The following is a 13041-nucleotide window of genomic DNA, read 5'->3' as shown; positions in this document are numbered from 1 at the left end:
CAAATTTTTAGACTGTTATTTTATTGATTTTCAATTATTTAACTGTTTTGTCATGTACTAAGATTTTTTTCATACTAAAAAGTTTATTACACAGGCTGCTGAAAAAGTCAACAGTCCATCTTTTTAATTAATTTTCAATCTTTGATGGCCGGGTAAAAATTTGAGACTGCTCCATTGCATCACCAACAACAGATTTTTGTAACATTATACTATCACAAAATTAATAGTTGGCCCTCTTTCTGGGACCCGGGCCCATTTGTTCAGCTTACCCCGGGTTTTCCACCCGCGGTTATTCAAATTGGCCCCTTTCAGGGACCGGGGGCCACTGTCATAAAACCATTATGCCCAAATTAACTTTCTACTTGTCCAAAACATCCTCATTAAATACATAGTCCTTAAACGGAATGCGGAAAAACAAACGGTAAAGCACCGGCACAAACAACAGGGTTATTAATGTGGCAAAGAACAGTCCGAAAATAATCGCCAGAGTAAGCGGCTCCCACAGCAGACCGCCACCAAACAACAGAGGCAACATACCCAGTGATGTGGTGAGAGTCGTTAGCAAAACAGGCCGGAACCGGTTATTGGCCGCCCGCAAAATGGCGTCTCTGCGGTCTACTTCCGGATTTTCATCTATCTCCACATCAATGCGGTCTATCAAAATGATGGCATTGTTCACCACAATACCCGCCAGAGCAATCACACCCAGAACGCCAAAGAAACTAACAAAAGAACCTCCGATGTACCATCCGGCCACGACACCAATCATTCCCAGCGGGATGGCCAGAACAATAATGGTCGATTTTCGGATGGAGTTAAACTGAAGAACCAACAATATCAGAATCAGGAAAAAAGCCAGCGGAAGATTTGCAAAAATAGCTCCCAGGTTTTCATTGGTGTCCTCATCTTCTCCGCCAAACTCATAATCGTAGCCGGAAGGCCAGTCGGCTTTTTGCTCATCCATCCACGGGCCGATGTCCTCAAAAATATCGGAAGCATTGTACCCCGGTTTAAGATAAGAGCCGGCGGTGATGGTTCGCTTCAGGTCTTTTCGCTTGACTTTAGCAAATTGCCACGCTACTGAAACATCCGCAACCTGGGTCAGTGAAACATTTTGACCTGTGACGGAAGAGTAGATGGTAAAAGTATTTAAGGATGAAACATCAAGCTCCTTAAAATCCGAACTCCTCAGGAAAATGGGAATCTCTTCATCGGCATCATAAAGTCCACCAATCTTCATTCCCGACAAGCCGGTATTAAGCGCAGAAGCTATCTCAATATTGGTCAGACCAGACCGACGTGCTCTTTCCTCATCAATTACCACAGCCAGTTTCTTTACTTTCGGCCCCCAATCATCAGTAATATTCTTTGTCCCCTCTGTTTCCACCAGTTTCTCCTTCACTTCTTCGGCAATCATCGCCAGCCGGTCGGGGTCACTCCCTGAGATACGCACCTCCACAGGAGTTCCTGATGCACCGGCACCTGTCAACCGGTTAACACGAATATCGGCATCAGGAATGTAATTGAAACAGAAGCTGTCAACTTTAGCAATAATATAATCGTTATCCACATCGCCGGTGGTATTCAGCAGCATGTGCGCATAGTTAGAATTGGCTTCATCTTTAAAGTATCCAAGGTCATAAGGCTCCGGTCCCTCCCCGATAAAAGCAGAAAAATCAAGAACTCCGGGAGCTCCCTCAGGATAATCGTCCGTAACCAATAGATTTTCAGAGATAAATTGCTCGATATCATCTGCAGCCTTTTCGGTATAGTCAATATGCGTGCCCGAAGGAAACTTGATGTCAACAGTAACCAGGTTCCGGTCGCTGTCGGGCACCAATTTAAATGGCAGCCACTGCATAGAGACCAGTGCAACAATAAATAAGAACACAATAAACCCTAAAAAGAGAAATGGCCTCTGCAGAACGTGATAAAGCACTCCGTTGTACCATCGGTTCAATTTCTCCATATAATTATCGATAACTCCAGGCTTCCGGTCGTCCGATGTTTTCTTGCTTTTTACGATGACCACCGCCAGCAAGGGAATAAAAGTAAAGGCCAGCAACCAGGAGCCAAGGATGGTAGAACTTACCACCCAAAAGAGGGGCGAAGAAATTTCTCCCATAGGCGTATTTGCCAACGCAAACGGAAGAAAAGCCGAAGCAGTAGTCAGGGAAGAAATCAGCAACGGAATAATCAGTACTTTCCCGGAATGAACGCTGGCTTCAAAGGTATTCATACCCTGTTTCATATTTACCAGTATCGATTCGGAAACCACAATTCCGTTATCAACCAACAGGCCCAGTGAAATAATCAATGCTGCCAGAGAAACTTTGTTGAGGCCTATGTCCATCAGATTAAGAAAAAAGAAAGTGCTGAGAATGACCATTGGCAATAAAGCCGCAACCAGAGAGCCGGTTCGGAACCCCAGAAAAAACAACATCACAGCCAAAACAATAACCACACTCTGCACCAGGTTTTTGAGAAAATCATTGACCTGACCCTTTACCACATGGTCCTGCGACGCCGACCGCACCACCTCAACCCCCAATGGAAGGCGGCTGTTGATGGCCGGAAGTGCGTTATCAATATCTTCACCCATGCGAACAATGTTGGCCCCATCCTTCAGGGAGACAAACAACGCGATGGCATTTTGTCCGTTAATCTTTACAATTTTCTCTGCCGGGGACACATAATCCTTGTAAATTCCGGTTGTAATATCTTTGAGATATGCCACCGAGCCTTTACCTGTCGGGATAAGCGTATTCCTCAGGTCATCGAGGTTCTCAAAACTGCCTGATGGTTCCAGCTCAATACGTTTTCGTCCCACATTAATCTCACCTCCCGGAGAAAGCACATTGGTAGCAGCAACGATGTTTCTGAGTTCGTTACCTCCCAATCCGTATTGTGCCAGTTGCTTATCGTCGAACTCAATGAAAATGCGCTCTTCCTGAATTCCACCATACTTGATTTTTGAAACATCCGACAATTGAAGAAGTTCTTCCCTTACATCTTTAGCATAATTCTCCAGTATGCGGTAAGGCACACCATCGCCGGTCACCCCGAGGATAACGCCAAACACCGTTCCGATATCATCATCCTTAACGATGGGCCCCATGATGGTTGATGGCAGAAACTTCCTAGTATCACCCACCTTGTTGCGCAAAGTAGTCCATACCGATTGCAGTTCCGCATCGCTAACTTTAACCAGCAACTCCACTGTAATGACGGACAACCCCGAGCGTGACTCGCTGGTAATGGTTTTCACTTCCGGGATTTCACGAATGGATTCTTCCAGCGGCTCAGTTACCAGAACTTCAACTTCATCAGGTGCCGCTCCCGGAAACTGAGTCACCACTGTGGACAGTCGGATGGTATAGGGCGGCATACTGTCCCGCTCCAACTGAAAATAGTTGGTAATCCCTATAATTGCCACAACAAGAATAACGATAATAGCTATTCTGCTGTTTTTTAATGTAAGCCTTGTTAAATTCATACTTCGAATTTTTGATATTTTTACTCCACCCCGTCCAACAACCTGACTTTTCTTCCTTCATACATAAACCGCAAACCCGCGGTTATCACCAGGTCACCTTTCGAAAGACCTTCACGAATCTGAACCCCTTCAGGCGTTAATTCACCGGATACAATTTGTTTTCTCTTAACCACAAACACATCCCCCTCGAACGGCGCAGCCACAAAAACATAATCTCCCTGCCGGTCATGATTTACAGCATCTTCAGGTATAATCATTGATTCAGCACTATTCCCTGCAGATGAATCCAGTAGAAAAGTAATCGTTGCCGTCATACCCGAATAAAGGTTCACTCCCGTTGTCTGCATTCCAATGACCACAGGATAAGCCGATGCACTTTGAGCCGTGGTTCCAATTTCGGTAATATGTCCTTTGAGACTCATATCCTTGTTTGAGATGAGAGAAACATTCGCCTCCATACCCGCTTTTAGCCGACCAACAATGTTTTCAGGGACGGTGGTTCTCACTTCAATATTATTCAGGGATGATAGCATCAGGGCAGGCTTCCCTGCACCAATCATTTCACTTTCGCTGATAAATACAGAGTTCACCACACCCGGGAAAGGTGCTTTCAGACAGGTATAATCCATCTGATTTTGCGCGGCTCTTACTTGTGCAACAGCAGATTTCTCCATTGCTTCAGCCGACTCAAGTTGAGTTTTCACCCGTTCATAATCTCTCAGTGAGATGTTATTTTTGATGTAAAGATTTTCCATTCTTTCAAATTCGGAACGGGCGTTGGCAAGTTGGGCCCTTGCATTATTCAGAGCCGAAAGAGCTTTTGCATACTGAACGTAATAATCAGTGGAATCCAGTCGAACCAGACAGTCACCGGCTCTTACGGTATCACCCATCTCCACATTCAAACGGTCAACGGTACCTCCCACTTTAAAACTAAGCCGGACCTCTTCGGCCGCCCGTGTCACCCCAGGAAAGGAAAGTCTGGTGGCATGAAACGAGTTACCAGCCTCATGATAAAAAACAGGCCGGATGGTTTCTTCCTGTTCTGCTTTACTGCCACAACCTGCAACCAGCAAGGCAAGAAATAATATGTATAAGATTCTCATATCTTTTTGTTTTAATTATTACACTTCAAACCGGAAATTGCTTTCCCGAATTGTCGGGATTTGCAAGGAAAGATTAGGTTCGGCGGATTCCTATCCGCCGAACCTGCCCAACGAATAACCTTTCTGAGGAATTCGACCATTGAGCATCCCTGCTTATCATAAACTAATTATGTCCAAAGCTTTTTGGGGGATAGTCACTCGCAACAAACAGGTTATTACTAAATTACAAGGGTCGGCCGTAAGTAAAATACCAGACCAGGCAAAAATCTCCAATCTTTCATTATAAAACCTTTGGGTTTATTTTTTATCGCAATCGTCATTCCCCTAATCCTTCAGATTTAAAAACTGAGCCAGCGACTCCACATATTCCTGATGACCTTCTGCATCCATCAGGAAAGAATAATCTCCCTGCATTTTTTCTGCATCCACATAAATCAGCAAATACCGGTATCGGGCATTGGCGGCAAGCGTTTTGGTTCGAACCATCATATTTTGGGCATCCACCAACTCAACTACTCCCACAGCCCCCTGAAAATAGGCATCCTGTACCATCCCAAAATTCTCTTCAGCTGCCCGGGCTGCATTTTCGGACAGTTCCAGGTCTTTGTACGATGCCTGCAACTGCTGCACCGTTGAGCGAATTCCAGTTTGCATGTTGGTTATTAACTCCTCTTTTTGCCACTCAATTTTTTCCTGTTCAAGCATCGTGCGCCTGAGCTCATTTTTTCGTTTAGCACCTTCAAAGAGCGGAAACCTCATGCTCACGCCCACATTCCAGGTTATATCGTCAGGCGGCTCAGGAACCGGAAGCTGGGGATTCCTGATGGTACCTTCTCTCACAAAGGCCTGGTCGGCACCAGCCCCCAAAGCGACCTCAGGTAAATACGATTTTCGCACATACAGCTTTCGTTTTCTTTCGGCAATATCCCCGGCTGTCCTGATTTTCATAAGTTCCGGAGAATTGAGATGCATCTGTTCAATCAGAAAATCTGCGTAACGCTCAGTAATGAGGGGGTCTTCAAAACATTGAGACATCAACTCCTGATGTTCTACAACCAGTTTCAGCAGGTCAACCGACTCCGGAACAGGCACCGGCTCGGACACAGGCCTGTTGAGCAGTTGATTGAGCCGGTACATGGCCGATTTGTAAGCAGCTTCAGCGTCATTATAGTCCATCCTGGCAAGATTCACTTCACTCTTCCATCGATTGACATCAGAAACACTTGCAGTACCTTCCCGCTTCCGCGATGCCGCTATTTCCAGGTTCTGAATATTGGAATTCAGGTTTTCATTGTGAATTCGTAGATTGTTCCTCCCGTAAAGCACATTCACATAAGCTTCTACAACATCGGCAACAATGCCCAGCATGGTCTCCCTGTTGCTCTGCTTGACATTCTCTGCCACCAGTTTTTGAATGGCAATATTGGCAAAGGCTTCTTCGGAATAAAGTACCTGCTTCAAAGAGGCAGAGCCGGTAACTGTAAATTCCCCTCTTTGTCCCATCGAAGCCTCCACCAGATTCTCACTCAACTGGACCGCAGAACCGGAAACATCCACAGATGGCAATACATTCGAACGCGCAATTTTAACATCCTGACGGGCCATCAGTAAATCGCTGTCGGTGATGCGTCCCTGCAGATTATTTTCCAGCGCAAGAGATATGGCTTCGTGCAACCCCAGCTCCTCACCGGGCATTTTATCCACATTCATCAGCACCGCATCCTTCAAGCCGTCCCATGCCGGAAACCGGTTTATTTGCCTTACGCTATGCATATTAACCACCAACCGGCGGGTCTCATCATTCGCAGTGACCGCTATTTGTAACAAATTAACTCCTTCAATCACCTGGACAATCCGCGTAGCCGTGGCCCTTGACATCTGCAGGAATGAAAACCGGGGAGTATAAGTGACAGTACCGCCAAGTTCCAGATAGTCGGTTCCTTTAATAGCAAGAGAAGGAATCCCATTAGAATTAAATCGGGAAAAATGCTTTTGAATATCATCCGTTGAAATACCTGTCATTGGCAGCACCACGACAGCCTCAATATTGTCGGGAAAAACAGCATCCGAAGATGCTCCCGGTTCCACAGGGACAAAAGAAATTTCCATAGCATTGTCGGCAGTCTCTATCAGGGAACGGATGTAATCCAATTCGTCGTGCAATTTCCCCGGCATTACAACAGAAACGTTAGTTGCATTAAACAAATCCGAGAATGCATGCAAGTCCTTTCCAATATCCACCGGAGATTCAACATAGGAGAAATTCTGCACACCTGAAGTCTGCCCCGAGGTAACAGGTAAACGCTGTAAACCAGCATCAAGAACAGTCGCGGCAATTACAGGTTTTGGAAAATCAGACATTTCTGCAGCCACATCAGACGAAAGAAGGCCAACAGTCACAATCAGGTCAACATCCGGGTTGTTCATAAATTCAAGCAGATACTCTCCGGACTTCTCCTTCTTCCAATCCGCTCCTTTCTCATAAAAAACCACATTGTTTCTCCCTTTTGTCAAGGCTTCTACTTCAGCTTTTATTTGTTTAGTCAAAAGCTGCAATTCTCCTTCGGAAGCATCTTTAACAACTCCTACCCCAAAATTCTGCCCGATAATGGGAAGAGAACCTGCCCAACAAAGAATGACAATTATTAATAATTTGAATTTTGACATTATTTCTGATTTAAAATTGGTTTGTTAATGCTAACTAACCCTTAAGCTAAAAAAATATCGGGGAATCAGGAGTTAATATCCAGGACGCCCCGAAATATTTAACCTTATAACAACTTAGTCTGCTGAGTTGGCTTTGGCGCTTTCACCACCAGAATACGAGCTGGTTTGTCGGAAGTATTGGACAAATAATGCACAATATCCTTAGGACTCTCAATCACCCAGTCGACCTGTACCATCTCTTTCTCTTCGCCAATATGCACGTTGGGTGTACCCTCCAGAATGTAAAAGAAAACATCCACCGGAGTAATGTGTGGCTTTAAAGTCTCACCCGGTTCCAGACGAATATGCACTGCCTGCGCAGTTTCATCATCGTAAACAGGACGTGTATCCACCTTATGCGGGGTCTCTTTTATGGGTGCTTCGCTTACTTTTGTAATTTTCATAATGAAATCATTTTTATTATTGTTTGTATCAACTGGTCTCCTTCCTTACGCAAATCGAACCGGCAATCCTGCATTTTCCACTTGCGGGCGAGCAACCTGACAGGACCGAAAAACATCATCACCAGCGTTTCAACCGGAGTATCTTTCAATTCCTCCTTTAACGCAATTTCCGAAATAATGGCGCTAAGCTCTTTTTCATTTATTTGCTGTATTTCCATCACTTTTTGGCTGAGTGCGGGCTCGTTTCTGAATATTTCTTCGGCAAAAATGACTGAAATCAACGTAGGGTTATCAGCAAACACATTGAAAATCATTTTAAAGAACTGCTCTATCCTCTCCTGTGCGGGAAGTTGGACAGCAGACTTCTCCTCGTGATAAATACTAACCCGCTGTCGAAAACCATCCAGGATGGTTGCCAATATCTCCACCTTACTGACGAAATGACGATAGATGGCAGGCTCGGAAATCCCTATCTCCTTCGAGAGGTTCTTAATGGTAAATCCCTGAATTCCCAGCCGGTCTATCAACCCAATGGAAGCACTGATTATTTGTTCCTGACGTTCTGAAAGCATTTTTTTAATTTAGTTTGTTAGTATTCACTCACAAAGTAAATACATTTTTTCTGAGAGTGCAAGTTTTTTATTAAAAAAGTTGCAAAATGTCCAATAGCGTAAAAAAATTATCTTTGTGAAACCGACAATCAAAAGCAATACAAACCATGAGAATTCTCCATACATCAGATTGGCATCTGGGCAAGCGACTCGAAAGTTTCTCCAGGCTGGAGGAACAAAAAGAGGTGCTGGATGAAATCTGCGCCATTGCCGATGAAGAAAACGCTGAAGTCATAGTGGTAGCCGGTGACCTGTTCGATACTTTTAACCCCTCAACCGAGGCGGTGGACTTGTTCTACAAATCTTTAAAAAGATTGACAAACAACGGACAGCGACCGGTTATCGCAATAGCTGGAAACCACGACTCGCCAGACCGCATTGAGGCGCCCGACCCACTGGCAAGAGAATGCGGAATTATCTTCGTCGGTTTTCCCAATTCTGAGGTTCAGGCATTCAGTCTGGAATCCGGTCTGAAAATTACAAAAAGCGCGGTCGGTTTCATGGAAATCATGCTGCCGGACAATCCTGTGCCCCTTAGAGTCATCACCACGCCCTACGCCAATGAATTACGATTAAAAACCTTCCTCAACCCCGACAAAAAAGAGGAAGCCCTGCGAACAATATTGAAGGATTCCTGGCAAAAAACGGCGAATGACTTTTGCGACAATAAAGGAATCAATCTTTTAATGACGCACCTTTTTATGATGAAGGAAGGCTCGGAGATACAGGAAGAACCTGAGGATGAAAAACCCATTCTTTATGTGGGTGGAGCTCAGCCTGTCTTCACTTCAGACATCCCCGAAAACATTCAGTATGTGGCATTGGGACATTTGCACCGGTATCAGAATATTGGTGTGGCCCGCTGTCCGGTGATTTATGCCGGAAGTCCCCTCTCCTACAGTTTCGCCGAAGCCAATCAGCAAAAATATGTGGCTATAATTGAAGCAGAGCCCGGAGAACCGGTTTCTGTAAATAAAATTCCCCTCGTAAGCGGGCGGCGACTATTGCGCAAGCGTTTTGAGGAGATTGATGCAGCCGTGAAATGGCTTTCAGAAAACCCCAACACATTTGTGGAACTGACCATCGTATCGGATACCTATCTGAAAACCGAAGACCGCAAACGACTGTACAATGTTCATGACGGCATTGTAACCATCATTCCCGAAGTAAAAAACACGGTCACATCTCCCCTTGAGCAAGAGCCCGACATAGACCTGGACAAAAGCATGAACGATTTGTTTGAGGATTTTTTCTTCCATGAAAAAGGGCAGAAACCAAATGAAAAAATTAAGGAGTTGTTTAAGGAGATTATCGGGGCCCCCTAAATCCCCCCAAGGGGGACTTGAAATTTTGAGTTGTGGGTTTTGAGTTTCAAGCGCTTGCTCCATGCTCCATGCCCCTTGCCTCATACCCTCCAACCCTTTCACCATTCCACCCTTTTACCTTTTAAACCATAATCACCATGATACCAAAAAGACTGACCCTTCAAGGCATCTATTCTTATCAGAAGGAACAAACCATCGACTTCAGCACCCTTACAGAGGCCGGTTTATTTGGCATTTTCGGGAGTGTGGGAAGCGGAAAGTCCACCATTCTCGAGGCGGTTTCATTTGCTTTGTTTGGCCAGTCGGAGCGACTCCATGCTCGCGACAACCGCAATTACAATATGATGAACCTGAAATCGAACGAACTGAAAATCGATTTTGAGTTTACGTCAGGTGGAGAGACTTACCGTTTTATGGTTCATGGACGGCGCAACAGCAAGAAATTTGAGGATGTGAAAAAGCTGGACCGAACGGCTTATCATTTAAAAAACGGAGAGTGGGAAAGCATTCCGGCAGATTCTGCAGAAAAGATAACTGGCCTTAATTACAACAACTTTCATCGCACCATCATCATTCCTCAGGGTAAATTTCAGGAGTTTTTGCAGCTGAGTTCAAAAGACAGAACCGATATGCTGCGCGAGCTGTTCAACCTGAATAAATTTGAACTTTTCGGGAGGGTGGCAGAGATGCAACGCAACAATGAATTGCACCTGGTGGAACTTACCACCCGGCTGGAAAGCATTGGAGTAATTGACCCTGAGGAAATTAAAGGATTGGAGGCCAAACTCAAGACAACCAGTGAAAAACTTAAACAAGCCAATGAAACTGTAGCCACCCTCCAAAAGCAAATCAAAGCAGAAGAGGGAGTCCGGGAAATACAACTCAAACTCAAAGAAACCAAAACCCGCCAGACCATCCTTCTGAAAGAGAAAGAAAAAATCGACCAACTGGAAAAAGAACTGAAAGAATTCGAAACCTTTTCGCGCATTTTTCGCGCTCCTCTGGAAAGAGCCGACCAGTTAACCAAAGACCGAAACAAAACTGAAAAAGAACAAAACTCCGAAAAAGAGGAATTACAAAAACTCCGGGAAAATCTGAAAAAGCTGAATGAGACTTTTGAAAAAACACGCCATCAATGGTCGAACCGCGACAAATGGCTCCGGGAAGCCGAGGAATTCGAAAAAATGAGCACTTTAAGGCAACTGGAAGAGACGATAAAAAAAGAACAGGAGCGACGGGAGAAAGGCACCGCTATGGTGGAGGAAAATCTTGTTGTGGTAGAACAGTTGAAAGAGAGTCTGAAAAACAACAAAAAAATCCTGATTGAAAAGAAAAAACAGCTGCCTGACCTTAAAATACTGTCGGATATCCGGGACTGGTTTTCGCAACTAAAACAGCTCAACAAAAGACAGCAAGAAACTAAAAACCAGCTCAATGAGGCTTCAAAAGCCGAAAAAGATTTAGCTGCTCAAGTTATAAAAATCACCGAAACCCGAAACATTACTTCAGAAAAACCAGTCGCCGACCTCATCAAAGCTTTACAGGATTCTTTTTCAACAGAAAAAAAACAACTGGAAGAAAACAAAAAACAACTTGAAGCTGACTGGCACAGTGTACAGGTACAGCAACAACTGCAAAAATATGCACACGAACTGACAGATGGAAAACCTTGTCCGCTTTGTGGCTCAGAGCATCACCCCAATATTCTGAAAGCCGGCGACCTGTCAGAAAAGCTATCCATCGTCAGCGAAAAACGCCGTAAAAGTGAAGAACGTCACAAACAACTGACCGATACCGAAACCCAACTCCTGCGCTTATCAGACAAGTTGGAGACCATCTCCAAAGACCGTAAGAAATTTGCCGACAACCTGGAAATCCTGACTGAACAAATCAAACAACACCGCGAAAAATTTCAGTGGACGAGTTTCTCATTAGAAAAAGAAGAGCAAGTAACAGAAGCTTTCCAAAAGCATGAAGTCACCAGCAATGAAATCAAAAAACTGGAAAGTGAGCAGGAGAAAATTCTTTCGGAAACGGAAAAGGCAGAGAAAAACAAGGAAAGCTACCGCAAAGTGCTGGATGAAATTGAACGCTCTATCGTAGAAAAGAAAAGCCGCATCGAAACACTTTACAGCCAGTTCAATGAATTGAAACCGGAGAATTTAACTGCCCTCTCGAACGATGAACTAATACAAAAGGCAGCGACGCTCAGAAAACAAAACTCCGAAATTAATGAACGCTACCAACAGGAAGAAAAACAGGTAGCCGAAACCTCCAAAAAACTCGATACTCTGAGTGGCCGCATTGAAGCACGTGAAAAACAGCTCTCGGAAATTGAAAAGGAGTGGCAGACGATTGAAGACAAAATCAATTCCCTCCTTGAAGAAAACGGAAATCTGACTCGTGAGACCGTCGTAAAAGTTGTTTTCAGAAGCTTTGATACTGATGGCGTTCGCAACCAAATAGACAAACACAAACAGGAGTTGAGCAATATCACAACTTCCATTCGTCAGTACGAAACAGAACTTAATGGCCGCTCCTTTGATGAGAAGAAACATCTGGAACTAACCAATCAGCATCAGCAACTTAACAAAAAGATTGAAGAACTCAACCGCTCATGGGGAGAGGCCAATACCACGCTTAACCGAATGAAAAAAGGCCAGGAAAAAGCCAAAGAGATAAAAAAACAACATTCCAAAGTGCTGGAACGGGCCGAAGACCTGAAAATGATGAAAAACCTCTTTCAGGGAGGTCGTTTTGTCAAATACATTTCCACGGTTTTTCTGCAGGAACTGGTGCGGGCTGCCAACGACCGATTTTACCGGCTCACCCGGCAGCACCTCTCACTGGAACTGGCATCAGACAACTCGTTTCAGGTACGCGATTTCATGAACGAAGGTCACCTGCGAAGTGTCAAAACCCTTTCGGGCGGACAAACCTTCCAGGCTTCTCTGTCACTGGCTCTTTCACTGGCCGACAGCATTCAAAAACATACCTCCGCCAGCGGAAATTTCTTCTTTCTGGATGAAGGTTTTGGCACGCTGGACCGGGAATCGCTCAGCATTGTTTTTGACACCCTGAAATCATTGCGCCACGAGAACCGGATTGTGGGAGTTATTTCACATGTGGAAGAGATGAACCAGGAAATAGGCACTTTTCTGAAGATTGATAATGATGACGAGAAGGGTAGTCTGGTAAAGGCGAGTTGGGAACTATAAATGTCTCTCCATAAAGTACCATTTACTGCGTTATGCCATTCCCGGAAACCCCTCATTTACTCAGGTAAGCTCCGCATTTCCGGGAATGGCAAGCCGCCGAAAAATATCGGGGCAGGCTTTGCAACTGGCACTTTCTTGACAAACACATGATCAAAAACAAATTTTGCTTAGTTTA

General features: G+C 44.7%; 7 protein-coding genes. 2 read left to right on the top strand and 5 right to left on the bottom strand.

Annotated features, from left to right (window positions below; translation table 11 throughout):
- Nucleotides 1-358: 358 nt before the first annotated feature.
- The 5 genes from W7W_RS0118965 to W7W_RS0118945 all read right to left on the bottom strand — a co-directional run bounded on the left by W7W_RS0118965 (nucleotide 359) and on the right by W7W_RS0118945 (nucleotide 8284).
- Nucleotides 359-3496, bottom strand: a complete 3138-nt coding sequence (locus W7W_RS0118965) for an efflux RND transporter permease subunit (protein WP_010665228.1) — start codon at nucleotides 3494-3496, stop codon at nucleotides 359-361.
- Between the two features lie 20 nt (nucleotides 3497-3516).
- Nucleotides 3517-4602, bottom strand: coding sequence for an efflux RND transporter periplasmic adaptor subunit (locus W7W_RS0118960; RefSeq protein ID WP_010665227.1), 1086 nt, complete (start codon nucleotides 4600-4602; stop codon nucleotides 3517-3519).
- A 324-nt stretch (nucleotides 4603-4926) separates the two neighbouring features.
- Complete coding sequence (locus W7W_RS0118955) at nucleotides 4927-7269, bottom strand: TolC family protein (protein ID WP_010665226.1); 2343 nt, start codon at nucleotides 7267-7269, stop codon at nucleotides 4927-4929.
- A 104-nt stretch (nucleotides 7270-7373) separates the two neighbouring features.
- Nucleotides 7374-7712, bottom strand: a complete 339-nt coding sequence (locus W7W_RS0118950; RefSeq protein WP_010665225.1) for a cupin domain-containing protein — start codon at nucleotides 7710-7712, stop codon at nucleotides 7374-7376.
- The gene (locus tag W7W_RS0118945) at nucleotides 7709-8284 is read right to left on the bottom strand and encodes a TetR/AcrR family transcriptional regulator (RefSeq protein ID WP_010665224.1); all 576 of its coding nucleotides are present in this window, start codon (nucleotides 8282-8284) and stop codon (nucleotides 7709-7711) included. Before W7W_RS0118945 ends, W7W_RS0118950 begins: the two co-directional genes overlap by 4 nt.
- A gap of 146 nt (nucleotides 8285-8430) precedes the next feature.
- Between W7W_RS0118945 and W7W_RS0118940 the strand changes: the two genes are divergently transcribed.
- Complete coding sequence (locus W7W_RS0118940) at nucleotides 8431-9648, top strand: metallophosphoesterase family protein (RefSeq protein ID WP_010665223.1); 1218 nt, start codon at nucleotides 8431-8433, stop codon at nucleotides 9646-9648.
- A 137-nt stretch (nucleotides 9649-9785) separates the two neighbouring features.
- Nucleotides 9786-12866: an AAA family ATPase gene (locus W7W_RS0118935; protein WP_010665222.1), complete on the top strand. Its 3081-nt coding sequence runs from the start codon at nucleotides 9786-9788 to the stop codon at nucleotides 12864-12866.
- Nucleotides 12867-13041: the final 175 nt, after the last annotated feature.

This window comes from Marinilabilia salmonicolor JCM 21150 (genome assembly GCF_000259075.1).
Classification (GTDB): Bacteria; Bacteroidota; Bacteroidia; order Bacteroidales; family Marinilabiliaceae; genus Marinilabilia; species Marinilabilia salmonicolor.
The sequence above is the reverse complement of the archived record's forward strand: the minus strand, read 5'-3'. Positions and strand labels throughout refer to the sequence as shown.